The following is a 22740-nucleotide window of genomic DNA, read 5'->3' on the forward strand; positions in this document are numbered from 1 at the left end:
CTCGTTCCCTTGTTCTACGTCCGAAACGAGGTAAGCAGACAGGGTTAAGGAGCCGTAAAGGACGCGGCGCGAGGCTATTGCCACCGCAAGTCAAATCGCAGCAAGTCAAACGCGCTTCCGGGGCGATACTTACTGTGTTTTCCCCGAATTAAAATCCGCCGCCGACCGTCTAAATAGAAGTTGTGGATGACCTCCGCCTCCCTCGGGGTCTCCATCTGTACTGCGTAGGGATGTCACCGCCTCGCCCGGCGGTACATCCTTGTAGGACAAGCCGAAGCCGCACCCATCCCTCAGCGGCTTCGGCTTGGACCTGCACGGTTTACCCGATAGCGTCTGCACGATAGGTCATTGCTTCCAAGCTGGAGCAATCGATGACCGCCCCCCTGTTTGCCCGATCGCTATTGTTCGCTCCCGGCGATTCCCCGCGCAAGCTGGCCAAGGCCGGTGCCAGCGGTGCCGATCTGGTGCTGCTCGACCTTGAAGACGCAGTAGCGCCCGCCAGCAAGGCCGAGGCGCGCGGCATCGTCACCGAGCACCTTGCCACCGCCCCTCGCACGCAGCCGCAATGGGTTCGCATCAATCCCCTGGATACCGAACATGCGCTGGCGGACCTCGCGGCGATCGTCCCCGCGCGCCCCGACGGAATCATGCTGCCCAAGGCCACCCGCGCCGACACCGATCGCCTGCACCATTATCTGACCGCGCTGGAAGCGGCGGCGGGGCTGGCGCTCGGCGCAATCCCAGTGATGGTGGTGGCGACCGAGACGGCGCCGGCGCTGTTCGGGCTGGGCGACTATGCCGGCTGCCCCCGGCTGGCGGCGCTGACCTGGGGCGCGGAGGACAGCGCGACCGCGCTGGGCGCCACCGACAATCGCGATGAGAATGGCGAGTATGACTTCCCCTACCAGCTCTTCCGCGCGCTGTGCCTCGCCGGGGCGGCGGCGGCGGGGGTGACGCCGATCGAGACGATCCATGGCGACTATCGCGACCTGACCGGCCTTGGCGCCGTTGCCGCCAAGGCGCGCCGCGCGGGGTTTCGCGGCATGATGGCGATCCATCCCGATCAGGTGCCGATCCTCAACCGCGCCTTTTCCCCCTCCCCCGCCGAGATCGAGCGGGCGGAGCGTATCGTTGCCGCCTTTGCCGATCGCCCCGGCGCGGGCACGATCGGGCTGGACGGCGCGATGCTCGACATGCCGCACCTGAAGCGCGCCGAGGCAGTGCTGGCGATGCGGCGGGACTGAACGCCCCGCCGCCCGATCGCTATTCGACGGTGACCGACTTGGCCAGATTGCGCGGCTGATCGACGTCGGTGCCCTTGGCCACCGCGACGTGATAGGCCAGCAGCTGCACCGGCACCGCATAGACCAGCGGCGCGATCAGCGGATGCACCTTCGGCATGGTGATCGTCGCCATGCATCCCTCGCCGGCCGCCTGCACGCCGTCATAGTCGCTGATGAGCACGACCTTGCCGCCGCGCGCCTGGACTTCCTGCATGTTCGACACGGTCTTGTCGAACAAAGGGCCCGACGGCGCGATGACGATCACGGGCACGCTGTCGTCGATCAGCGCGATGGGGCCGTGCTTCATTTCGCCGGCGGCATAGCCTTCGGCATGGATGTAGCTGATTTCCTTGAGCTTCAGCGCGCCTTCGAGCGCCAGCGGGTAATCGGTGCCGCGCCCCAGATACAGCACGTCGCGCGCGCCCGCGATGGTGTGCGCCATCGCCTCGATCGTCTCGTCATAGGCCAGCGCGCCGTTCAGCGCGGCGGGCGCCTCGGCCAGATGGCGCACGATCGCCTTTTCCTCCGCCGGGCTCAGCTTGCCCTTGGCCCGCGCGAGATTGGCGGCGAGCGCGGCAAGCACCGCGAGCTGACAGGTGAACGCCTTGGTCGAGGCGACGCCGATCTCCGGTCCGGCGTGCGTGGGGAGCAACAGGTCCGCCTCACGCGCCATCGAGCTGGTGGGGACGTTGACGACCACCGCGATCGTCTGCCCCTCGGCCCGCGCATGGCGCAGCGCGGCCAAGGTATCCGCCGTCTCGCCCGACTGGCTGATGAAGAGCGCCAGCCCGCCCTCTTCCATCACCGGCGCGCGGTAGCGGAACTCGGATGCAACATCGAGGTCGACCGGCACGCGCGCAAACTGTTCGAACCAGTATTTGGCGACCATCCCTGCGTAAAAACTGGTACCGCACGCGACGATCGTGACGCGCTTGATCTTCGACAGGTCGAATTCCGGGATCGGCAGCGTGACCCGCTCCTCCATCCGCTGGAGGTACGAGCGCAGCGTCTGGGCGACGACGATCGGCTGCTCATAGATTTCCTTGAGCATGTAATGCCGGTGGTTGCCCTTGGAGATCAGCTCGCCAGTGACGCCGGAGATGGTGATCGGGCGCTCGACAGGGACATTGTCCTTGTCGAAGATCTGCGCGCCATCGCGGGTGATAACGACCCAGTCGCCTTCCTCGAGATACGAGATGCGCTGAGTCAGCGGCGCGAGCGCGAGCGCGTCGGAGCCCAGATAGGTCTCGCCTTCGCCATAACCGACCACCAGCGGTGAGCCGAGCCGCGCGCCGATCAGCAGATCGGGGTGCTGGCGAAACAGGATGGCGAGCGCGAAGGCGCCGTGCAGGCGCGGCAGCACTTCGGCAACGGCTTCCGCCGGGGCCATGCCCGCCTCGACCTTCTCGCTGACGAGATGCGCGACCACTTCGGTGTCGGTCTCGCTCTCGAACCTGCGGCCGCGCGCGATCAGTTCGTCGCGCAGCGCCTTGAAATTCTCGATGATGCCGTTGTGGACCAGCGCGACTTCGCCGGTCGCGTGCGGGTGGGCGTTGTTGGTCGTCGGGCCGCCATGCGTCGCCCAGCGGGTATGCGCGATGCCGGTGGTGCCGGGCAGCGGGTTGGCCGCAAGCTCCTCGCCCAGATGGACCAGCTTGCCCGATGCGCGGCGACGCTCGATCCGCCCTTCGAAATCGGTGGCGATGCCCGCCGAATCATAGCCGCGATATTCCAGCCGCTTGAGCCCGTCATACAGCCGCGATGCGACGTCTTCGGCGCCGACAATGCCAACGATTCCACACATGGTGTCAGTTATTCCCGCTGGAGAAAAATTCGGTCAGCCGAGGACTTCAAGCTGACTTGCATCTTCGATTTCGATGCGTGTCTGATAATGTTTGGTGCCGTCGCGGCCGGTAATTTCCACGCGGCGGGCCACGCCCTTTGCGCGGACGCGCTTGCCCTTCAGCACATCCTCTGGAAAGCCGCCCAGCCGCGTCTTGAGGCCGTTGATCGCGGCGGGCTTGAGCTGGATCGAGAGGTTGGCGGGGCTGCGATAATCGGGTTCGGAATTGAGGTAGGTGTTGAAGCCCGCGCCCGCCGCCGATCCGACCTGGAACTCGAATACGCCGGTCACCCCGGCCTCCCCCGCAGTCGCGGCGGCGGCGATCGCCTGGGCGGGCGTCATCGCCGACCCAGCCTGCGCATACGCCGCAGACACCGGCACGAGTACCGCCGGAACCAGTGCCAGTCCGGCGATCGTCAGGATCATGCGCTTCATTTCGCTTTCTCCGCTGCCTTGCGTGCCTTCATCATCTCGCGGAAGCGATGCGCCCAGCCGGGCTTCGCATCCTGCCCCGCGCGGGCGATCGCCAGCGCATTGCCTTCCACATCCTGCGTGATCACCGATCCCGCCGCGACGATCGCGCCGTCCCCGATCGTCACCGGCGCCACCAGCGCGCTGTTCGATCCGATGAACGCACCGTGCCCGATTGCGGTCCGCGACTTCAGGAAGCCGTTATAATTGCACGTAATCGTCCCCGCGCCAATGTTGGCGCCGGAGCCCACCACGGCATCGCCCAGATACGTCAGGTGGTTGGCCTTGGCCCCCGGCCCCAGCACCGCATTCTTGGTCTCGACGAAATTGCCGACCTTGCTGCCCTGTTCCAGCACCGTGCCGGGGCGCAGCCGGGCATAGGGGCCGATCTGCGCGCCGCTCAGCACGGTCGCGCCCTCGAGATGGCTGAAGGCATGGATGGTCACCTTGTCGGCCACCATCACGCCGGGGCCGAAGACGACATTCTGTTCGATCACCACGTCGCGGCCGACCACAGTGTCGTGGCTGAACCACACTGTTTCGGGCGCCAGCAGCGTGGCGCCGTCGACCATCGCCCGTGCCCGCCGAGCCTGTTGCCATTCCCGCTCCAGCGCGGCCAGCTCGCCCCGGCTGTTCACGCCGGTGACTTCGTGCGCGTCGGTTTCGATCACGGCGGCGTGGCGGCCGTCGGCAGTGGCCAGCGTGACGATGTCGGGCAGGTAGTATTCGCCCGCCGCATTCTGATTGGTGACGCGCGCGAGCAGCGGGAACAGATCGCGCGCCGCCACCGCCATCAGCCCGGAATTGCACAACGTCTCGGCCAGCTCGGCGGGCGAGGCGTCCTTATATTCCACCATCCGGGCGATCCGCCCCTCAGCATCGGCGATCACGCGGCCATAGGCGCCGGGGTCCGCCGGGCGGAAGCCCAGCACCACGGCGGCGGGGGCATCGGTGCCGTGCAACCGATCCAGCATCCGCCGCATCGTCTCCGCCGTCACCAGCGGCACGTCGCCATAGAGGATGAGGACATCGCCCTCGAACACGGTGAGCGCGCCTTCCGCCATCCGCACGGCATGGCCGGTGCCCAGCTGCTCGGTCTGTTCGGCGATCTCGGCGCCCAGCGGCTGCACCGCCGCCTCGACCTGCTCGCGCCCCGCGCCCACCACCACGATCGTGCGGGCAGGCTCCAGCGCCGCGACGCTGTCGATCAGGTGCAACAGCATGGGCCGCCCCGCGATCGGGTGCAGCACCTTGTGCGTGTCGGATTTCATCCGCGTGCCCTTGCCGGCGGCAAGAATTATCGCAGCAATATTGGCAGTCATCGCTCTCTCCGAAACCGGCACTCCCCTGCCACGCCGCGCTTGCCAATTCCATAGCAATGCTGGCAGCGGCGCGGGCATGGCGGATTTCCCTTTCGCGATCGTCGGCTTCGACCTCGATGGCACCTTGCTCGACACCAGCGGCGATCTGGCCGCTGCGCTGAACCATGTCCTGGCGGCAAAGGGGCGCGCGCCGCTGTCGGTCGCGGCGGTGCTGACGATGGTGGGGCGCGGCACCCGGACGATGCTGGAGCAAGGGCTGGCGGCGACCGGCGGCGTCGATCCGGCGACGTTCGATGCCGATCTCGACGCGCTGCTCGCCTATTACGCCGCGCACATCGCCGACCATACCCGCCCCTATCCGGGAATGGCCGAAGCGCTCGACGCGCTCGACGCACGGGGCGTGACGCTGGCAATCGCGACGAACAAGCCCGAACGGCTCGCGGTCAGTCTGGTCGCGCAGCTGGGGCTGGCGGATCGCTTCGCGGTGATCCTTGGCGGAGATTCGCTCGGCGCCGGTCATGCCAAGCCCTCCCCAGCGCTGCTTCACACGATGGTGCGCCGATGTGGCGGCGGGCGGGCGGCGTTCGTCGGCGATTCGGTATTCGATGTGGAAGCAGCGCGGGCCGCCGGGCTCCCGTCGGTCGTGGTCGATTTCGGCTTTTCGAACGTGCCGGTGGAGACGCTTGGCGCCGACGCGGTGATCTCGACCTACGCAGCGTTGGTGCCCGCACTGGAGGCGCTTGGCTAGGGCCGGTGCCCCATCCGCCATTTGGTCCACAGATGGCGCAGCAGCATTGCCGGGGGCATCCGGATCGCATGGCTGCGGATGAAGAACCCGAGCCGCGTCAGCCGCCGCGTCGGACGCCCCCAGCCGTCGCGGGCCAGCAGGCGGCGAAGAAACAGGCGATCCGACCAACGCAACGCAACGCTGACCCGAAGGGGGGCGGTGAACCCCGTGACCGGCGTACCATACAGCGCACGCGCAATCCGAAGCGTCCGCGCCACTGCCTCAAAAAGACCGTGGGCGCTGCTGCGCTCATAGAGGTTCAACTCGAAGTCCGGCTCAGCCTCGGCATACTCGCGAAACAGTCGATCGATGTCCCACAAATTGCGCATCCCGCCCGCCAAGTCGCCATCGGCAAACAGATGCGCGGCGGCGTGACACAAAATGTCGGTGCTCGACAGGATGCGCATCCCGTTCTCCAGCGCGACGCTGTCCGCGATCAGCCCCACCACATCGGGGGTGATCCGCGCGGTGAGCGGCAGGATCGTGTGGTGCACGTCGATCATCCGGTCGCGCTCGCGGTGGATCATCGGCGGCAGCTCGTGCATCCAGCGGCGGTAATAGGCATCGTCATAGGCATTGGGCTTCACCCATTCCCAGCCCGCCGCGAACAGCGCCGCCTCCGCCGCCTCGATCCGGTCGCGGGGCACGAGGATGTCGAGATCGCCGATCGCGCGCCCTACCCCGGCGGAAAGCCCGGCGGCGACAAAGGCGGTGCCTTTCAGCAGGATCAGCGGGATGCCCGTGCCCGCCAGCGCCCGGCGCGCCATTTCCGCCTCCCACAGCGCCGCCATCCGCCCCTGTTCGGCCGACGCACGCGCATCGGCGAGCACGCGCGCGGCAGCGGGCGGCACGGGCAGCCCCTCCACCCGGTGCGCGAGCGTGCCAATCAGTTGCTCGGCGCGGGCGATCGCGAGCAGCGCGGTCCACCCCTCGCCATCCAGCGTCGCCACAGAGGCGGGATCGCGCAGCGCGCGGGCCAGGATCGCCGCGTCGGTCACAGCGCCGCCCATAGCCGCTCGATCTGGGCCAGCGCCGTCTCGCCATCGGGATAGTCAATCGCGCAGGCGGGCACCGACTGGACCAGCGCGGTCAAGGCATCGAACCCCCGCTCGCCCATCGCGACATAGTTGGTCGATGCCTGGGTCAGCCGCACGAACGTCTCGCTGGGCAGCACCGCGCGTTCGGCAGCGGCGAAGCCGAAGCTGGGGAACAGGATCAGCGCGGGAGTCGCGGGCTCCGCCATTGCCGCGATGGCGCGCGCATCGGGCACGACATGACGGATCGTCCCCTTGGGCGTGCCCGCCAGCACGGGGCCGAACCGCGCACCCGGCAGCGCGCGCGCCAGCACGGGGATCGCGTCGTTCTTCAGGCTGATGAGGCGGGGAAAGCCGAGCAGCTGCCCGGTTGCCGGATCGAGCAGCGCGAACTCGTCACCCATCAGCCGCCAGCCCCGCGCCATCAGCAGCGCCGCCAGCGTCGATTTGCCCGCGCCCGACAGACCCGTCATCACCAGCGCCCGCCCGTCGCGCTCGACCGCAGAAGCGTGAAGCAGCAGGTAGCGGCGCTGGCCCAGCGCCATCTGGAGGTTCATCCCCATCTCGGCGGCCAGCAGCCCCTGTGCCAGCGGCAAAGGCGCCGCATCGGGAATCACGAAATCCCCACCAATATGGACCGAGGGACGCAGCACGCGCCGCCATGGCCGCGCGGCGAACAGATGGACGTTGAAGTCGGGAATTCCGTCTTCGGGTGCGGGATAGTCGCGGTACAGATCCTCCAGCGCCGCGATCGGCGCGCGCCAGTCGCAGCCGATGCGAAAGCCGATCGGCCCGATCCGCAGCCGAGTCACATGGCGCATAGCCGCTCCACGAGTCCGGCGGCGACCAACTCGTCCAACCGCACCGCCAGCGCCATCGGATCGGCATCGACGACGTCGAAATCCGCCTCCAACCGCGCCAGCAGATCGGCCAGTGACAGCGGCCCTTCGCCCAGCGCGGCGAGTAGCTCGGGCACCGGGGTATCGACGATATGCGTGATCCCCGAGCTGCGATGATAGACCAAAGTCAGCGCATCGAGCGGCACGATCCGCAGCACGGCGGGCGCCGCCGCGCGATAGAGCGGCGCGCCCACGGCCTCAGCCGCGCGGCATCTGGAGCGATGCGAAGCAGGTGAAGCCGCTCGTGCCCGATTGCAGGCGACGGATATAGTTGGTGTAGGCGCGGCTGCGTTCGTAATCCGCGCCGGGCAGATTGCCGCCCGCCAGCGCGCGCTTCACATCCTCTGCCTTGAACGGCGCGCCCGCCGGGGGGAACGCGCCCGGCGTGCCGGGGGCGACCAACGATCCATCGGCGGCGATGTATTTTCCCGCACGGCCCGGATCGGGCACCGGAATCTCGCATGCCATGACCGAGGCACTGGTCTGCGCCAGCGCGGGGCGGATCGATACGATCGCCGACGCGCCGGCCGCGCCGAGCATCAATGCGCGGCGACCGGGTGCCTGGGGTGCTTCGGGTTCATCTGCCATCATGCTGTCTTCGTGCGCCCAATCGTGTTTCGCAATCGTAAATCAGCGCTCGCATGCTGCGCGGGTTTCGCTAGTAAGGACGCCATGCCCCTTTCGCATGGTATGCGCGCACTATTGGCGCTGCTGGTCGCCGCTCTTGCTGCGGTCGCCAGCCTGCTCATCAATGGCGACGTGCAGGCCAGCCTGGTCGTGCTGGTCGTCGCGATTGCCGCCGTGATGCTGGCGGGCGGCAACGGCGATTCGGCACCGCCGCCGCCTGCGGCGGAACCCGCCCCCCAGCCCCACGGCCCCGCCATCGGCGAAGTGATCGAGGCGATTGCGGAGCCGGTGCTGGTGATCTCGAGCAATCATGTCGAGGCGGCCAATCGCGGCGCGCGACAATTGCTGGGCGAGCATATCCTGGGCGAAGACGTGCGCGTGGCGATCCGCCACCCCGCCGCCGCCGAACGGCTGCTCAATCCGGGCGAAGGCACGCAGAGCGCGCCGATCCATCTGGTGGGCCTCGGCACGCGCGAACAGCGTTGGGAAATGCGCGTCCGCACGCTGGGCGACAGCCGCCGCGTCGTGCATCTGGTGGACCGTACCGGCAGCTATGCGGCGGAGCGGATGCGCGTCGATTTCGTCGCCAATGCCAGCCACGAGCTGCGCACGCCGCTCGCCTCGCTGCTCGGCTATGTCGAGACGCTGAGCGACGAGGCCGGCGAGGATGCCGAAGTGCGCAACCGCTTCCTCAAGATCATGTATGGCGAGGCGCAGCGGATGCAGCGCCTGATCGACGACCTGATCTCGCTCAGCCGTATCGAGGCGGAGAAATATCGCGCGCCGGACCAGACCGTGGACCTCGCCGAACTGGTCGGCCAGGTCTGTCGCGAACTGTCGAGCAGCCCGCGTGCCGCCGATCTCGTGACGCAGATCGGCGATGTGGCGCCCCTTCGCGCCGACCCGACCCAGCTCAGCCAGTTGCTCCACAACGTCATCGGCAATGCCATGAAATATGGCCGCCACGGGACGCCCGTGAGCGTGACGGTGCGCGCGGACGGCGAATCGATGGTGCGGCTGATCGTCGCGGACGAAGGCGAAGGCATCCCGGCCCAGCACATCCCGCGCCTGACCGAACGTTTCTATCGCGTCGATTCGGGGCGCAGCCGCTCGCTCGGCGGCACGGGACTGGGGCTGGCGATCGTCAAGCACATCGTCGAGCGGCACCGTGGCCGGCTGGACATCGCCAGCACGGTCGGCAAGGGAACCACCGTCAGCATCCTGCTGCCCGTCCAGCGGGTGTCATGAAGCCGTAACCCTGTTGCCGGACAGGGGCTGGAATTGGATCGCATGGGCACCGGCGCCCATAAGGCACATTCTGCCGCAGCAGGAGAATAAGGGCGATGCTTGGCCGGATTGCATTCACGGCGTGCGCCGCAATGGCGCTCGTTTCGTGCGAGAGCGATTCCGCGCGCGAAATCCGTGTCGTCGGCTCGTCGACCGTCTATCCCTTCACCACCGCCGTGGCCGAGGCATTCGTCAACGCAAAGAGCGGGCGCCGCGCGCCGGTGATCGAATCGATCGGCACGGGTGCGGGGATCAAGCGCTTCTGCGACGGCGTCGGCCGTCAGTTCCCGGACATCGCCAATGCCTCGCGCCGGATGAAGCGCACCGAATATGAAAAGTGCGCGGCGAACAAGGTCGGCGAAGTGATGGAAGTCACGATCGGGATCGACGGCATCGCGCTCGCAGAATCGAATGCGGGCCCCAAGCTGGCGCTGTCGAAGAAGGACGTCTATCTGGCGCTGGCCGCCAATCCGATGGGCAAGCCCAACGCCGCGCGGACGTGGCGCGACGTCAATCCGGCCCTGCCCCCCGTCCCCATCCAGGTGATGGGCCCGCCATCGACCAGCGGCACGCGCGACGCCTTTGTCGAGCTGATCCTCGAGCCCGGCTGTCTGGAGGCCGTGCCCGCCGCGAAGGATCTGAAAAAGGCGCCGCAGACCGCGCCGTTCGACAATCTGTGCCGCCGCATCCGCGAGGACGGCGCCTATATCGACAAGGGCGAGAACGACAATCTGATCGTCCAGGGGCTGGCGCAGAACCCCAATGCACTGGGGCTGTTCGGCTACAGCTATCTCGAAGAGAATGTGACGCGCATCCACGGCGTGCCGATCGACGGCGTGGCGCCCACTTATGCGACGATCGCCGACGGCCAGTATCCGGGCGCGCGCCCGCTGTTCCTGTATGTGAAGAAACGCCACCTGAAGGCCGTGCCGGGCCTGCAGGATTTCCTGAACCTGTACGCGACGATGTGGGGCCCGGACGGCCCGCTGGTGAAGCGCGGGCTGATCGCCGAGCCGCAGGCGGCCCGCGATCGCAACGCCGACGTGATTCGCCAGGGGATTGCGCTCAATCCCGCAGAGTTGCACTGAACGCCACGCCAACGCCCCGCAGCGATGCGGGCGCGAAAGACTGAAATGGGTCCCCGGTGAACCTCTACGCGCTTCTGTTTCTCATTGCCGGACTGGGCCTGATCGGGTGGCTTACCGCCCGTGCGCGCGCCGCGCGTTTCGATCGGGGAACGCAGAAACGGCTGCATTCGCTGCCGTCGCAGCATGGATGGTACGTCGTCCTGTGGATGATGCTGCCGGCGCTGCTGTTCCTGGCGGTGTGGAACGCAGTGACGCCCGGACTGGTGCGACAGGAAGTACTGCAATCGCCCGCCGCCGCCGAGCTTTCGGACTTCGATTTCGAGCGCGATGCAGTGCTTTCGGAAGCCCGCCGCCTGTCGATAGACCCGACGGCGGACGGCGATCCGCTGGCGCACCGGCTGGCGCCTGTGGTGGGCGAGGCGCGGTCGCGCTATAGCTGGCTGGGCACTGCGCTGGCGGTCCTTCTCGCCTTTGCCGGTGGCGCATTTGCCTTCACGCGCATCCGTGCCGGTTTCCATGCCCGCACCCGTGTCGAGCGCGGGGTGATGGCGCTGCTGCTGGTCGCGTCGCTGATCGCGATCCTCACGACGCTGGGCATCTTCCTGTCGCTGCTGTGGGAATCGCTGCGCTTTTTCGGGCAGGTGCCGATCACCGATTTCCTGTTCGGCACGCATTGGAGCCCGCAGGTGATCGACGCGTCCAATCCCGGCAAGTCGCTGGGCGCAGTGCCGCTGTTCTGGGGCACGTTCTTCATCGGCGCAGTGATCGCGATGATCGTCGCGATCCCGTTCGGACTGATGAGCGCAATCTACCTCACCCAATATGCCGCGCCGCGCGTGCGACGCTGGATGAAGCCGATCCTGGAGATCCTCGCCGGCGTGCCCACGGTGGTCTATGGCTATTTCGCCGCGCTGACCGTCGCCCCGGCAGTGCGCGACCTCGCCGTATCGCTGGGCTATACCTATGCCAGCTCGGAAAGCGCGCTGGCCGCCGGGCTCGTCATGGGCGTGATGATCATCCCGTTCGTATCCTCGATGGCGGACGATTCGATCGCCGCCGTGCCCACCGCGATGCGCGACGGCAGCCTGGCGATGGGGGCGACGACCAGCGAGACGATCTCGCGCGTGCTGATCCCCGCAGCGCTGCCGGGCGTGGTCGCCGGCATCCTGCTGGCGGTATCGCGCGCGATTGGCGAAACGATGATCGTCGTGATGGCCGCATCGGGCGCCGCCAACATCACGCTCAACCCGTTCGAGAGTGCGACCACAGTGACCAAGCAGATCGTCGACCTGCTGACCGGCGACGCCGAATTCGACAGCCCCAAGACGCTGGCCGCGTTCGCGCTGGGCCTGACGCTGTTCGTCATCACCCTGCTGCTCAACATCGTCGCGCTGCGCGTCGTCAAACGGTATCGGGAAGCGTATGAGTAATTCGATCGTGCCCGGCCTGCCGGAAGCCATGGCGGGCGAACCCGCCGAGCGCGCGCCGACCGACTGGAAGACCGCGTCGATGCAGAAGCGCATCCGCCGCCGCTATGCGGCCGAGCGGCGCTTTCGCTTCTTCGGCATGGCGGCAGTGCTGCTGTCGGCGGCGTTCCTCGCCTTCCTCCTCGTCACGATGGTGGCACAGGGATGGCGCGGGTTCACGCGGACCGACATCGCGCTGGAAGTGAACTTCCCCAAGATCGAGCTCGACGTCACGCCGGAACAGCTGCGCACCCCCGCCGCCGATCTGGCGCTGGCCGGCGCCGGGCTGGAAGACGCGGTCCGCAGCGCCGCTGCCGAGCGGTTCGGCCCCGGTGGCGATACCTTCGTGTCGAGCCGCGCCTGGGTGCAGGTGCGCGACGCGATCAAGGCCAATCCGACGATCCTGACACGCTCGGTCACCTTCTCGCTCCCCGCATCGACCGAGATCGACCAGGGCACGCGCGGCGGCGGCACGCCCGAAGTGCAGGCGGCGGTGGCGAAGCTGAAGGCGGCGGGCGCACTGTCGCGCCACTTCAACACCGGTTTCCTCCACGCATCCGATTCCACCGATCCGGTCGCGGTCGGCATCTGGGGCGCGCTGAAAGGATCGCTGCTGACGATGGCGATCACCTTCCTGATCGCGTTCCCGGTCGGCGTGCTGTCCGCGATCTATCTGGAGGAATATGCCCCCCGGAACCGCTGGACCGACCTGATCGAAGTATCGATCAACAACCTTGCGGCAGTGCCGTCGATCATCTTCGGCCTGCTCGGCCTCGCGGTGTTCCTGGGCACGTGGCAGGTCGGCGGCGTCACTATCGGGCCGATGCTGCCGCGCTCCGCCGCGCTGGTCGGCGGGCTTACGCTCGCGCTGATGATCATGCCGGTGATCGTGATCGCCAGCCGCAACGCGATCAAGGCGGTGCCCCCGTCGATCCGCGACGCCGCGCTCGGCATCGGCGCCAGCCCGATCCAGGTGGTGTTCCACCACGTCCTGCCGCTCGCGATGCCCGGCATCCTGACCGGCACGATCATCGGCATGGCCCGCGCGCTGGGCGAGACGGCGCCGCTGCTGCTGATCGGCATGCGCGCGTTCATCGTAACCCCGCCGGGCAGCTTCACCGAGCCTGCCACCGTGCTGCCGGTGCAGATCTTCCTGTGGTCCGACGAAGTCAGCCGGGGCTTTGTCGAAAAGACCAGTGCCGCGATCCTCGTGCTGCTGGTGTTCCTGCTCGCCATGAACGGGCTCGCCATCTATCTCCGCAACAAATTCGAGACCCGCTGGTAATGCCAAACGCTCCCCACAAAATGACGGCACGCGACGTCAGCGTCTTTTACGGCGACAAACAGGCGGTGAAGCGCGTGTCGATCGACATCGACATGGACAAGGTGACGGCGTTCATCGGCCCGTCGGGCTGCGGCAAGTCGACCTTCCTGCGCACGCTGAACCGCATGAACGACACGATCGCCTCGGCCCGCGTCGAAGGCGAAATCACGCTGGACGGCGAGAATATCTATTCGTCGGACATGGACGTGGTCCAGCTGCGCGCGCGCGTGGGCATGGTGTTCCAGAAGCCGAACCCCTTCCCCAAATCGATCTACGAGAACGTGGCCTATGGCCCGCGCATCCACGGGCTGGCGCCGAGCAAGGCCGATCTCGACCAGATCGTCGAGCGCTCGCTGAAGCGCGCCGGGCTGTGGGAGGAAGTGAAGGATCGCCTGCCGGACAGCGGCACCGCGCTGTCGGGCGGCCAGCAGCAGCGGCTGTGCATCGCCCGGGCGATCGCCGTCGATCCCGAAGTGATCCTGATGGACGAGCCCGCATCGGCGCTCGATCCCATCGCCACGGCCAAGATCGAGGAACTGATCCACGAACTGCGCGGCCGCTATGCGATCGTGATCGTCACGCACAACATGCAGCAGGCGGCGCGCGTCAGCCAGCGCACGGCGTTCTTCCATCTGGGCCACCTGGTCGAGTATGGTGAGACGGACCAGATCTTCACCGCCCCGCACGAGGAGCGGACCAAGGACTATATCACCGGAAGGTACGGCTAAGATGGCGACGGGCCACGAACATACGGTCAAGGCATTCGACCAGGACATCGGCCAGCTGCGCGGCCTGATCTCGCAAATGGGCGGGCTGGCCGAAGAGGCGATCCACGACGCGATGAAGGCGCTGCAGCGCGGTGACCTGGCGCTGGCCAAGTCGGTGCGCAAGAAGGACAAGCAGATCGACGCCATCGAGGCCGAGCTGGAGAAGCTGGTCGTCCGCGTCATCGCGCTGCGTGCCCCCATGGCCGACGACCTGCGCGAAGTGATCGCCGCGCTCAAGATTGCCGCCGTGGTCGAGCGGATCGGCGATTATGCCAAGAACATCGCCAAGCGCGTGCCGATGATCCATGCCGAGGGCGAGGACCGGATCGAGGCGCTGTCGCTGCTCCCGTCGATGGCGCAGATGGCGAGCGACATGGTGCACGACGTTCTCAACGCCTTTTCCGCACGCGATGCCGCAGCGGCGGTGGCGGTGGTCGAGCGCGACAATGCGCTGGACGATTTCTACGATTCGATCTTTCGCACGCTGGTTACCTTCATGGTCGAAAATCCGCGCACGGTCAGCCAGGTCGCGCACCTGCTGTTCGTCGCCAAGAACATCGAGAGGATCGGGGACCATGCGACCAACGTCGCGGAGATGGTCTATTTTGCCGCAACGGGGCATTATCTCGCCGAGCGCGAAGCCGGCGAGACGGGCTCGATTTAAGGATTTCCGATGGCACGAGTGAAGATGCTGCTGGTTGAGGACGATGCGGCGATCGCCGAACTCGTCACCTGGCACTTCAAGCGCGAGGATTACGAAGTCAAGCACACCCCCGATGGCGAGGAAGCCCTGCTTCTGGCCAAGGAGGCGACGCCCGACATCGTTCTGCTCGACTGGATGGTCGAGGGGCTTTCGGGGATCGAGGTCTGCCGGCGACTGCGCCGGATGCCCGAGACGGCGAACGTGCCGATCATCATGCTGACTGCGCGCGGCGAAGAGGAAGACCGCGTGCGCGGGCTGGAAACCGGCGCGGACGATTACGTCACCAAGCCGTTTTCCCCGCGCGAGCTGGTGGCGCGCGTCGGCGCGGTGCTGCGGCGCGTGCGCCCGGCGCTGGCGGGCGAGGCGCTGACCTATTCCGACATCGAGATGGACACAGTCGGCCACAAGGTCCGGCGCGGCGGCGAAGTCATCTCGCTGGGGCCGACCGAATTCCGCCTGCTCAAGCATTTCCTCGAGCATCCCGGCTGGGTGTTCTCGCGCGAGCGGCTGCTCGACGCGGTGTGGGGGCATGACAGCGACATCGAGTCGCGCACCGTCGACGTGCACATCCGCCGGCTGCGCAAGGCGATCAACCAGGGCGACCGGCCCGACATCATCCGCACGGTGCGCTCGGCCGGCTACGCGCTGGATTCGGGGAACTAGCACCCCGGTTCGGGAGTCTCCTGTCCCGGGCGCCGCAATGCGCCCGGGTACAGATTTCAGGAGACATCCGATGAAGCTGATAGCATTGGCAGCGGCCCTCGCCATGGGCGGCACCGCAATCGCACAGGATATGCCGTCGCAGCCCGGCGCCAGCCAGGACAAGCCGGCGATCGGCACCACCGGCGCCGGCACCGCCGAGGCTCCCATGCCCGAAGACACCGAGGCATCCGACGCGGCGATGCCCGCGACGCCGGGCGCGCCGGTGGGCGCGGTCGAGACGCGCGGCGGCTATATGCCCGCCGCCCCGGCACTGAGCGGCCCGCTGACCCCCGGCGCGCGCGTGGTGTTCAACCAGGCGCCTTCGCCCGACGTCGCCTACCCTGCCCCTGCCCCGCGCAAGAGCTATCCGATCTGCAAGCGCGGCCAGTTCGACCAGTGCATGCAGCGCGGCGGCAAGCGCTGATCCGCGCAGTCGATCCGGGCTGACAACGAATTCGGGGGCGGTGGCATTCCACCGCCCCCGGTTTCGTTTTACGAAGGGCAAAACGACACAGGAGAGCCCTTCGATGACCATTTCCTTCCAAGATCGCGTGGCGATCGTGACCGGCGCGGGCGGCGGTCTGGGGCGGGCCTATGCGCTCGAACTCGCGCGGCGCGGGGCGAAGGTGGTGGTCAACGACCTGGGCGGCGCGCGGGACGGCACCGGCCATTCGGATGCCGCGCTGCAGGTGGTGGCGGAGATCGAGGCGGCGGGCGGCGAGGCGATGTCCAACGGCGGCAGCGTCACCGACTATGGCCAGATGGTCGCGATGGTCGAGGCGGCCAAGGCGCGCTGGGGCCGGGTCGACATCCTCATCAACAATGCCGGCGTGCTGCGCGACAAGAGCTTCGCCAAGATGACGCCCGAGGACTTCGCGTTCGTCATCGACGTCCACCTGATCGGGTCCGCCCATTGCGCCAAGGCGGTGTGGGACACGATGCGCGAGCAGGGCTATGGCCGCATCCTGATGACCGCATCCTCCAGCGGGCTGTACGGCAATTTCGGCCAGGCCAATTACGGCGCGGCCAAGCTGGGGCTGGCGGGACTGACCAAGACGCTGCACCTGGAGGGCGCGAAATACGGGATCCGGGTCAACACGCTCGCCCCCGTGGCGGGGACGCGGATGACCGAGGACATCTTCCCCGAAGCCGCGTTCAAGGCCTTCGCGCCCGAGAATGTAGCCCCCGCCGCGCTGTTCCTCGTGTCCGAGGACGCGCCCAGCAACATGATCGTTGGCGCAGGCGGCGGCGTGGTGCAGGCGGCCTATGTCACGCTGACCCAGGGCGCCCGGCTGCACGAGGCGACGCCGGAAAGCGTGGCGGCGCAATGGGCCGAGATCACCGACCGGACCGGCGAGATCGTGCCGGGTTCGGGGTCCGAGCAGACCATGCTGATCCTGAGCAAGCTCCAGGGACAGCCCGGCTGACTCAGCGTATTGCGTCACCAATACACTTGGCGTATCCTGTCGGCTCAACAGGAGGATGCCGATGTATAGCGAAAGCGATCTGGCGAGCGCCGTCGAGGCGGGAGTCATCTCCCCCGAGACGGCCAATGCAATCCGCAACCATGTGGCCGCGACCCGCGCCGCACCGGCGGTGGACGAGGAGAGTTTCCGGCTGCTGACCGGATTCAACGACATTTTCGTCAGTATCGCAGCGGTGCTGATCCTGGTCGCGCTGGGCTGGATCGGGTCCTATATCGGCGGCAAGCTGACCGGCATTGGCGGGTTCAGCGGACCGCGGCAGCTGGGCACTGCCGTGGCGTTCGCGGGCGTCGCAGTGGCGGGCGCGAGCTGGCTGCTGGGCGAGTATTTCACGCGGCAGCGGCGGATGGCGCTGCCCAGCATCCTGTTGCTGATCGGCTTTGCCGGCGGCGTCTTTGCCGGGATGGGCGGCCTGTTCGGGGCCAATGCGCCCTGGCTGGCCGAACAGATGGGGCTGACCACCGACGTGCAGCAACGCCAGCTGGCCGGTGGCATCGGCATCATCGTCGGCGTGGTGACCGCCGGGGCGGCATGGCTGCACTGGCGCCGGTTCATGGTGCCGATCACGGTGGCCGTGGGCGCGCTGGCGCTGGTGGCCGTGGCACTGGGCGCGATCACGGCGTTCGTGCCCGACTCGCGCGAGGCGATCCAGCCGATGCTGCTGGTCGCGGGCCTCGCCGTCTTCGCGCTGGCGATGCGGTGGGACATGTCGGACCGCGAGCGGCGGACGCGGCGGTCGGACGTGGCCTTCTGGCTGCATCTGGGCGCGGCGCCGCTGATCGCGCACCCCATCTTCCACATGCTGGGCGTGTTCGACGGCCCGGTCAGCGCGCCGATGGCAGCGGTGGTGATCGCACTGTACATTGCCTTTGCCGCCGTGGCGCTGGCGGTGGACCGCCGGGCGCTGCTGGTGTCCAGCCTCGTCTATGTGCTGTGGGCGCTCTATTCGCTGTTCCAGGCGAGTGGCGCGATCGAGCTGGCGGCGGCGCTCACCGGGCTGGTGATCGGATCGGCGCTGCTCACGCTTTCGGCCTTCTGGCAGACGATGCGGCGCGCTATCGTCGGGCTGCTGGGCGGTTTGCAGGAGCGGCTGCCGCCGACCCAGCAAGTGGCGCTGGCCTGATCCGGCAGGCCCCGGCGCCGATGGTGCCGGGGCTTCGCCCTTACGGTAGAAGGACGTTTGATGCTCGCACCCCTGATCCTTGCGCTGGCCGCGCCCTGCCCGGCGGCCACCGTGTCGCCTGCCGATGCGCCGGTGCTCCAGCTGGTCACCGACTTCCTCGACGCCGAGCATCGGTTCGACCAGCCGCGCCTCGCGGCACTGACGACGCCCGATTACGCCGAAGTGTCGCCGCTGGGCGAGCTGGACCTGCACGACGCATTCCTGGGCTTCTACGCCGCCGACAAGCGCGGCCCGGCGCCGGAGGTGTCGGTGTGCGAGCCGCTGGTGCGGCGCTATGGCGACACCGCCTCGGTCATCGCGCGGCTATCGCTCGACCTGCCCGCGCCCGAAGGCCAGCCGCCGCGCGCCGTGTCGATCCGGGTGAGCTTCCTCGCCGTGCGCAGTGGGCCTGCGTGGAAGATGGCGTCGGCCCAGTTCACGCCGATCCGCCCCAAGGGCCCTCCCCCGCAGCGCTGACGCAAACGGGACATTCCGGCCGCCCAAGGTTGCGATTGTCGCAGGGGGCGGCCGGTTCCTTTGCGGTGCGCGGTGCGGCGGGGCCGTGGATTTCCGCCGAGTCGCGGCGGTTTGGCCGCACGGAGTGGACGCGGATGTTTGCACGCCCCGCCGCGTCCCGCGCACAAGCCTTTGCCGAACCGCGTAAAACCTGCGCGGCGATCGGCGTTCGCTATGCACTATCGACAATGTCAAAGAGCCCGTGCGCCGAGCATAGCGCGGCGGACGGGCTGTAGGACAGGGTTTGGCGGGATCGGTTTTCGGGAAGTGCCGATGGGCTTGGATCGCAAACCAATAGGTCATCACCCTGAACTTGTTTCAGGGTCCAACCCTCCACGGGCGACGCCATAGCCTGTTGCGCGTTGGATGCTGAAACAAGTTCAGCATGACGAGGGAGGACAGAGGCCCCCGCGCCTATTCGCTGACGAGCTTCATCAGCCGCCGCTCGACGGGGGCGAGCACCGGGCCGAGGTCGTGGCCGCGCTTGAGCACGGCGCCGGCCTCGCCGATCAGCGCCCACATGCCCTGGCGATTGCGCAGCGTCGGGCGCTTCTCGATGCGGAATTCGGGCCGCTCGGCGGCGCGGCGGAAGGCGGCGAAGACCGCCGCTTCCTTGTCGAACTGCATCGCATAGTCGCGCCAGTGCCCGGCGGCGACCATGCGGCCGTAGAGATCGAGGATGCGGTTCAGCTCCAGCCGCTCAAACCCGACCTGATCGGGGCGCCCGAGCGGCAACGGGGTTACGGTCCCCATCAGCGAAAAAGCTCTTGTGGATGCGCCTCACGGCGCATGGCGGCGCCAGCCCGCTCCCCCACCCGGCCACCCATAGAATACTGCCGTTGGCTGGCCGGGTGGCGGAGCGGGCTGGCACCGCCTGAAACCAAACCGTTACGCACGATCACGGCGATCCTCGCGCTCCTCGATCATCGAATCGAGCCGCTTGCGCAGCGTTTCCAGCTCGCAGCGCATCAGTTCGAGCTTCTGGGTCTGGGGATCGAACACTTCGCTGCACGGCGTGCCATAGGGGACGAAATCGCGCTGCCACGCCTGCGCCTCGATCAGCGTCGGGCGCGCGGGGATGCCGACCATCACGGCGCCCTCGGGCACGTCGCGCGTCACCACCGCATTGGCGCCGACGCGGGCGCGCTCGCCCACCACGATGGGCCCCAGCACCTGCGCGCCCGAGCCCAGGATCACGCCGTCGCGCAGCGTCGGGTGGCGTTTGCCGGCCACGCCATTGTCCGGGCTGGTCCCGCCCAGCGTGACGCATTGATAGATCGTGACATTGTCGCCGATCTCCGCCGTCTCGCCGATCACGACAAAGCCGTGGTCGATGAAGAAATTGCGCCCGATCGTGGCGCCCGGATGGATGTCAATCGCGGTAATCCAGCGCGACCAGTGATTGACGAACCGCGCCGCGAAGAACCAGCCGCGCCGGAACAGCGCATGGGCGATGCGGTGATAGCCCAGCGCCCACACGCCCGGATAGAGCAGGATTTCGGCGCGCGAACGCGGCGCCGGATCGCGGGCACGGATGGAATCGAGATACGACGTCAGACGACGGAACATGGCCGGAGTCCCCTTTAGCGGCCCCATTTAGGGGGTAACGCGCCGGATTTCCAGAACGCGCCCGTCCTTGCGCTATCGCAGGCTAAACAGGATGTGTCTTGGCAGCACGCGCACCGGCGGGCATTTGCCGGGATCGAACAGGCGAACAGGGCGCTGAATGATCTTTGGAATCGACGTTGCGGCGCTGCTGCCGTTCATTGCGGTGGGCTTTGCGGCACAGATGGTCGACGGCGCGCTGGGCATGGCGTTCGGTATCGTCAATTCGACGCTGCTGGTGAGCTTTCTGGGCGTGCCCCCCGCCAATGCCAGCGCGATGGTGCATGCCGTGGAGACGTTTACGACCGCCGCATCGGGGGTGAGCCACACGCTGCACCGCAATGTCGACTGGCGGCTGTTCCGGCGGCTGGTGATCCCCGGCGTGATCGGCGGGGTGCTGGGCGCCTATGTGCTGAGCAGCGTCGATGCGTCGCAGGCCAAGCCGTTCGTCATGACCTATCTGGCGGCGATCGGGCTGTACCTGCTGTACCGCGCCTGGCGCGGCGCGGTGGAGCCGCGCGAGCCCCGGATCATCGAGCCCTTGGGGCTGGCGGGCGGATTCCTCGACGCAGCGGGCGGCGGCGGATGGGGGCCGGTGGTCACGTCCAACCTGCTGGTCCAGGGCGCATCGCCGCGCACGACGATCGGGACGGTCAATACCAGCGAATTCTTCCTGACAGCCACGATCTCCGCGACGTTCATCGCGACGCTGGGCTGGGCGGCGTTCACCTTCCAGACGCTGGGCATCCTGATCGGCGGACTGGCGGCAGCACCGTTCGGCGGCTGGCTGGCGAAACACGTCCCCCCGCGCCCGCTGATGGCGATGGTGGGGGTGCTGCTGACGATCACCAGCGGGGTGACGGTGGCGCGGGCGGTGTGGGGGTGAGGTTGCGGGGGCGGGTGCGCAAGGCTTCGGCGCCCGCATTTTCTGTCACCCCGGGCTTGACCCGGGGCCCCGCTTTCTCTGCGCCGGGCGATCGGCCTTGTCCGCAATCACTCCTTGATACGCCGAGCATAAGAAGCTGGGCCCCGGGTCAAGCCCGGGGTGACGATGGGTGGGGGAGCGAACGTTTTCGATCACGCGAGCGTGTCGAACAGGTCGCGCCAGTCCGGGTTGCCCTGCTCGATCAGGGCGAATTTCCAGTCGCGGCGCCAGCGTTTGATGCGCTTTTCCTGTGCGATTGCGTCGGTGATCGACGGGGCGTGTTCGGCCCAGACAAGACGATGCAATCCGTAGCGCTGGCAGAAATCCGAGCCGCTGCCCGTCCGGTGCTGATGGGCGCGTGTGGCCAGATCGGATGTGACGCCGACATACATCGTGCCACGATAGCGATTGGCCATGATGTACACCCAGCCGCCCGAATGCCCCATGCGCCGAGGATGCGAAGAAGCGGGGCCCCGGGTCAAGCCCGGGGTGACGGGGGGAGCGGTCGCGGGTGGTTTTGGGGTGGGGCCACGGGGGTGGGACGCGCTCCCTCTTCCATTGTCGCCCCGGCCTTGAGCCGGGGTCCCGCTATTTGCTGCAGGCGGTGGACAGGAAGAAGCTGGGCCCGGGTCGAGCCCGGGGCGGCGGCTCAATTACGCCCGCGTCGATCAATCCCGCCCCATTGAGTGATTAACTCGATCACTCCCAACGGACCTTCCAATTTCCCAAGCGCGGCCACGGGGCATATATGGGCTCTCGAACCCAACCACTGCTTCGGAGGAATTACTGCATGTCGCTCATCGGAACCACGATCAAGCCGTTCACCACGCAGGCGTACAAGGAAGGCAAGTTCGTCGAAGTCAGCGACACCGACGTCAAGGGCAAGTGGGCCGTCTTCTTCTTCTATCCGGCGGACTTCACCTTTGTGTGCCCGACCGAGCTGGAAGACCTGGCCGGCATCTACCCGACGCTCCAGGGCATGGGTGTGGAAGTGTATTCGGTCTCGACCGACACGCATTTCAGCCACAAGGCCTGGCACGACACGTCGCCCGCGATCGGCAAGATCAACTATTACATGCTGGGTGACCAGAACCACACGATCTCGAACAACTTCGACATCCTGCGCGCCGGCCAGGGCCTGGCGGACCGCGGCACCTTCGTCGTCGATCCCGAGGGCGTGATCCAGCTGGTCGAAATCACGTCGGAAGGCGTCGGCCGCAACGCGACCGAGCTGCTCCGCAAGATCAAGGCCGCGCAGTATATCGCAGCGCATCCGGGCGAAGTGTGCCCGGCCAAGTGGGAAGAGGGTGAAGAGACCCTGGCCCCGTCGCTCGACCTGGTCGGCAAGATCTAAAGCACCCGCCCCCCCTTTCGGGTGCTTACGCGGCCCGGGGCGGACCTCCCTCTTCCGCCCCGGGCCGTTTCTATTTTGTGAGAGCCACGCG

The 22740-nt window shown here is 67.5% G+C and carries 25 protein-coding genes; 15 read left to right on the forward strand and 10 right to left on the reverse strand.

Going from position 1 to position 22740, the window contains the following annotated elements:
• The first annotated feature begins 371 nt into the window (after window positions 1-371).
• Window positions 372-1244, forward strand: coding sequence for an HpcH/HpaI aldolase/citrate lyase family protein (locus tag ACG3SL_RS13405; protein WP_448661660.1), 873 nt, complete (start codon window positions 372-374; stop codon window positions 1242-1244).
• A gap of 19 nt (window positions 1245-1263) precedes the next feature.
• Here the strand turns inward: ACG3SL_RS13405 and glmS are convergent, their stop codons facing one another.
• The 3 genes from glmS to glmU are packed head-to-tail and all read right to left on the reverse strand — an operon-like array spanning window position 1264 to window position 4919.
• Complete coding sequence (glmS, locus tag ACG3SL_RS13410; RefSeq protein ID WP_448661661.1) at window positions 1264-3087, reverse strand: glutamine--fructose-6-phosphate transaminase (isomerizing); 1824 nt, start codon at window positions 3085-3087, stop codon at window positions 1264-1266.
• Between the two features lie 33 nt (window positions 3088-3120).
• Complete coding sequence (locus ACG3SL_RS13415) at window positions 3121-3561, reverse strand: hypothetical protein (RefSeq protein ID WP_448661662.1); 441 nt, start codon at window positions 3559-3561, stop codon at window positions 3121-3123.
• Window positions 3558-4919 (reverse strand): bifunctional UDP-N-acetylglucosamine diphosphorylase/glucosamine-1-phosphate N-acetyltransferase GlmU, encoded by a 1362-nt coding sequence (gene glmU, locus ACG3SL_RS13420; protein ID WP_448661664.1) that lies wholly within the window; start codon window positions 4917-4919, stop codon window positions 3558-3560. The genes ACG3SL_RS13415 and glmU overlap by 4 nt, the downstream gene beginning before the upstream one ends.
• A gap of 76 nt (window positions 4920-4995) precedes the next feature.
• Here glmU and ACG3SL_RS13425 point away from each other — a divergent pair, with 76 nt between their 5' ends.
• On the forward strand, window positions 4996-5667 hold the full coding sequence (locus ACG3SL_RS13425) for an HAD-IA family hydrolase (protein WP_448661665.1): 672 nt from the start codon (window positions 4996-4998) through the stop codon (window positions 5665-5667).
• On the opposite strand, the gene ACG3SL_RS13430 is transcribed toward ACG3SL_RS13425, so the two are convergent.
• The 4 genes from ACG3SL_RS13430 to ACG3SL_RS13445 are packed head-to-tail and all read right to left on the reverse strand — an operon-like array spanning window position 5664 to window position 8230.
• Window positions 5664-6716, reverse strand: coding sequence for a nucleotidyltransferase domain-containing protein (locus tag ACG3SL_RS13430; protein WP_448661666.1), 1053 nt, complete (start codon window positions 6714-6716; stop codon window positions 5664-5666). The two genes, ACG3SL_RS13425 and ACG3SL_RS13430, sit on opposite strands and share 4 nt — an antisense overlap.
• Window positions 6701-7561, reverse strand: a complete 861-nt coding sequence (locus ACG3SL_RS13435; RefSeq protein ID WP_448661667.1) for an HprK-related kinase A — start codon at window positions 7559-7561, stop codon at window positions 6701-6703. Before ACG3SL_RS13435 ends, ACG3SL_RS13430 begins: the two co-directional genes overlap by 16 nt.
• Window positions 7549-7833, reverse strand: a complete 285-nt coding sequence (locus ACG3SL_RS13440; protein ID WP_448661668.1) for an HPr-rel-A system PqqD family peptide chaperone — start codon at window positions 7831-7833, stop codon at window positions 7549-7551. The genes ACG3SL_RS13435 and ACG3SL_RS13440 overlap by 13 nt, the downstream gene beginning before the upstream one ends.
• Before the next feature lie 4 nt (window positions 7834-7837).
• Window positions 7838-8230, reverse strand: a complete 393-nt coding sequence (locus ACG3SL_RS13445) for a hypothetical protein (protein WP_448661669.1) — start codon at window positions 8228-8230, stop codon at window positions 7838-7840.
• Between the two features lie 81 nt (window positions 8231-8311).
• Here ACG3SL_RS13445 and ACG3SL_RS13450 point away from each other — a divergent pair, with 81 nt between their 5' ends.
• The 11 genes from ACG3SL_RS13450 to ACG3SL_RS13500 all read left to right on the forward strand — a co-directional run bounded on the left by ACG3SL_RS13450 (window position 8312) and on the right by ACG3SL_RS13500 (window position 18726).
• Window positions 8312-9514, forward strand: coding sequence for an ATP-binding protein (locus tag ACG3SL_RS13450; RefSeq protein WP_448661670.1), 1203 nt, complete (start codon window positions 8312-8314; stop codon window positions 9512-9514).
• Between the two features lie 131 nt (window positions 9515-9645).
• Window positions 9646-10641, forward strand: a complete 996-nt coding sequence (locus ACG3SL_RS13455; RefSeq protein WP_448661671.1) for a substrate-binding domain-containing protein — start codon at window positions 9646-9648, stop codon at window positions 10639-10641.
• A gap of 56 nt (window positions 10642-10697) precedes the next feature.
• Entirely contained in the window at window positions 10698-12071 is a 1374-nt protein-coding gene (gene pstC, locus ACG3SL_RS13460; protein WP_448661672.1) for a phosphate ABC transporter permease subunit PstC, read from the forward strand.
• Window positions 12064-13392, forward strand: coding sequence for a phosphate ABC transporter permease PstA (gene pstA, locus ACG3SL_RS13465; RefSeq protein WP_448661673.1), 1329 nt, complete (start codon window positions 12064-12066; stop codon window positions 13390-13392). The genes pstC and pstA overlap by 8 nt, the downstream gene beginning before the upstream one ends.
• Window positions 13392-14159 carry a phosphate ABC transporter ATP-binding protein PstB gene (pstB, locus tag ACG3SL_RS13470; protein ID WP_448661674.1) on the forward strand — a complete coding sequence of 256 codons (768 nt, stop codon included), beginning with the start codon at window positions 13392-13394 and terminating at the stop codon, window positions 14157-14159. Before pstA ends, pstB begins: the two co-directional genes overlap by 1 nt.
• Before the next feature lies 1 nt (window position 14160).
• Entirely contained in the window at window positions 14161-14862 is a 702-nt protein-coding gene (gene phoU / locus ACG3SL_RS13475; RefSeq protein ID WP_448661675.1) for a phosphate signaling complex protein PhoU, read from the forward strand.
• A gap of 9 nt (window positions 14863-14871) precedes the next feature.
• Entirely contained in the window at window positions 14872-15564 is a 693-nt protein-coding gene (gene phoB, locus ACG3SL_RS13480) for a phosphate regulon transcriptional regulator PhoB (RefSeq protein WP_448661676.1), read from the forward strand.
• A gap of 70 nt (window positions 15565-15634) precedes the next feature.
• A complete protein-coding gene (locus tag ACG3SL_RS13485) occupies window positions 15635-16027 on the forward strand; it encodes a hypothetical protein (protein ID WP_448661677.1) in 393 nt (130 codons plus the stop codon).
• Window positions 16028-16130: 103 nt separating this feature from the next.
• The gene (locus tag ACG3SL_RS13490; RefSeq protein ID WP_448661678.1) at window positions 16131-17030 is read left to right on the forward strand and encodes an SDR family NAD(P)-dependent oxidoreductase; all 900 of its coding nucleotides are present in this window, start codon (window positions 16131-16133) and stop codon (window positions 17028-17030) included.
• A gap of 61 nt (window positions 17031-17091) precedes the next feature.
• Window positions 17092-18210 (forward strand): hypothetical protein, encoded by a 1119-nt coding sequence (locus ACG3SL_RS13495; protein ID WP_448661679.1) that lies wholly within the window; start codon window positions 17092-17094, stop codon window positions 18208-18210.
• A gap of 60 nt (window positions 18211-18270) precedes the next feature.
• Window positions 18271-18726, forward strand: a complete 456-nt coding sequence (locus ACG3SL_RS13500) for a nuclear transport factor 2 family protein (RefSeq protein WP_448661681.1) — start codon at window positions 18271-18273, stop codon at window positions 18724-18726.
• Between the two features lie 453 nt (window positions 18727-19179).
• Here the strand turns inward: ACG3SL_RS13500 and ACG3SL_RS13505 are convergent, their stop codons facing one another.
• Together ACG3SL_RS13505 and epsC are read right to left on the reverse strand one after the other, a co-directional pair.
• Window positions 19180-19518 (reverse strand): DUF2794 domain-containing protein, encoded by a 339-nt coding sequence (locus ACG3SL_RS13505; protein ID WP_448661682.1) that lies wholly within the window; start codon window positions 19516-19518, stop codon window positions 19180-19182.
• Between the two features lie 135 nt (window positions 19519-19653).
• Window positions 19654-20334 carry a serine O-acetyltransferase EpsC gene (gene epsC, locus ACG3SL_RS13510; protein WP_448661684.1) on the reverse strand — a complete coding sequence of 227 codons (681 nt, stop codon included), beginning with the start codon at window positions 20332-20334 and terminating at the stop codon, window positions 19654-19656.
• A 157-nt stretch (window positions 20335-20491) separates the two neighbouring features.
• On the opposite strand from epsC, the gene ACG3SL_RS13515 reads away from it, so the two are divergent.
• A complete protein-coding gene (locus ACG3SL_RS13515) occupies window positions 20492-21256 on the forward strand; it encodes a sulfite exporter TauE/SafE family protein (RefSeq protein ID WP_448661686.1) in 765 nt (254 codons plus the stop codon).
• A 191-nt stretch (window positions 21257-21447) separates the two neighbouring features.
• Here the strand turns inward: ACG3SL_RS13515 and ACG3SL_RS13520 are convergent, their stop codons facing one another.
• On the reverse strand, window positions 21448-21741 hold the full coding sequence (locus ACG3SL_RS13520) for a GIY-YIG nuclease family protein (RefSeq protein WP_448661687.1): 294 nt from the start codon (window positions 21739-21741) through the stop codon (window positions 21448-21450).
• 344 nt (window positions 21742-22085) lie between these two features.
• On the opposite strand from ACG3SL_RS13520, the gene ahpC reads away from it, so the two are divergent.
• Window positions 22086-22649: an alkyl hydroperoxide reductase subunit C gene (gene ahpC, locus ACG3SL_RS13525; protein WP_448661688.1), complete on the forward strand. Its 564-nt coding sequence runs from the start codon at window positions 22086-22088 to the stop codon at window positions 22647-22649.
• Window positions 22650-22740: the final 91 nt, after the last annotated feature.

This window comes from Sphingomonas degradans (genome assembly GCF_053502645.1).

Coding starts and splice junctions, on each gene's coding strand:
- pstA (WP_448661673.1), top strand. CDS start 12,064: ATGAGTAATTCGATCGTGCCCGGCCTGCCGGAAGCCATGGCGGGCGAA.
- ACG3SL_RS13505 (WP_448661682.1), bottom strand. CDS start 19,518: ATGGGGACCGTAACCCCGTTGCCGCTCGGGCGCCCCGATCAGGTCGGG.
- ACG3SL_RS13520 (WP_448661687.1), bottom strand. CDS start 21,741: ATGGGGCATTCGGGCGGCTGGGTGTACATCATGGCCAATCGCTATCGT.
- phoU (WP_448661675.1), top strand. CDS start 14,161: ATGGCGACGGGCCACGAACATACGGTCAAGGCATTCGACCAGGACATC.
- ACG3SL_RS13515 (WP_448661686.1), top strand. CDS start 20,492: ATGATCTTTGGAATCGACGTTGCGGCGCTGCTGCCGTTCATTGCGGTG.
- glmS (WP_448661661.1), bottom strand. CDS start 3,087: ATGTGTGGAATCGTTGGCATTGTCGGCGCCGAAGACGTCGCATCGCGG.
- ACG3SL_RS13435 (WP_448661667.1), bottom strand. CDS start 7,561: ATGCGCCATGTGACTCGGCTGCGGATCGGGCCGATCGGCTTTCGCATC.
- ACG3SL_RS13430 (WP_448661666.1), bottom strand. CDS start 6,716: ATGGGCGGCGCTGTGACCGACGCGGCGATCCTGGCCCGCGCGCTGCGC.
- glmU (WP_448661664.1), bottom strand. CDS start 4,919: ATGACTGCCAATATTGCTGCGATAATTCTTGCCGCCGGCAAGGGCACG.
- ACG3SL_RS13455 (WP_448661671.1), top strand. CDS start 9,646: ATGGCGCTCGTTTCGTGCGAGAGCGATTCCGCGCGCGAAATCCGTGTC.
- ACG3SL_RS13490 (WP_448661678.1), top strand. CDS start 16,131: ATGACCATTTCCTTCCAAGATCGCGTGGCGATCGTGACCGGCGCGGGC.
- ACG3SL_RS13485 (WP_448661677.1), top strand. CDS start 15,635: ATGAAGCTGATAGCATTGGCAGCGGCCCTCGCCATGGGCGGCACCGCA.
- ACG3SL_RS13405 (WP_448661660.1), top strand. CDS start 372: ATGACCGCCCCCCTGTTTGCCCGATCGCTATTGTTCGCTCCCGGCGAT.
- ACG3SL_RS13415 (WP_448661662.1), bottom strand. CDS start 3,561: ATGAAGCGCATGATCCTGACGATCGCCGGACTGGCACTGGTTCCGGCG.
- ACG3SL_RS13425 (WP_448661665.1), top strand. CDS start 4,996: ATGGCGGATTTCCCTTTCGCGATCGTCGGCTTCGACCTCGATGGCACC.
- ACG3SL_RS13500 (WP_448661681.1), top strand. CDS start 18,271: ATGCTCGCACCCCTGATCCTTGCGCTGGCCGCGCCCTGCCCGGCGGCC.
- ACG3SL_RS13445 (WP_448661669.1), bottom strand. CDS start 8,230: ATGATGGCAGATGAACCCGAAGCACCCCAGGCACCCGGTCGCCGCGCA.
- ahpC (WP_448661688.1), top strand. CDS start 22,086: ATGTCGCTCATCGGAACCACGATCAAGCCGTTCACCACGCAGGCGTAC.
- phoB (WP_448661676.1), top strand. CDS start 14,872: ATGGCACGAGTGAAGATGCTGCTGGTTGAGGACGATGCGGCGATCGCC.
- ACG3SL_RS13450 (WP_448661670.1), top strand. CDS start 8,312: ATGCCCCTTTCGCATGGTATGCGCGCACTATTGGCGCTGCTGGTCGCC.
- ACG3SL_RS13495 (WP_448661679.1), top strand. CDS start 17,092: ATGTATAGCGAAAGCGATCTGGCGAGCGCCGTCGAGGCGGGAGTCATC.
- pstB (WP_448661674.1), top strand. CDS start 13,392: ATGCCAAACGCTCCCCACAAAATGACGGCACGCGACGTCAGCGTCTTT.
- epsC (WP_448661684.1), bottom strand. CDS start 20,334: ATGTTCCGTCGTCTGACGTCGTATCTCGATTCCATCCGTGCCCGCGAT.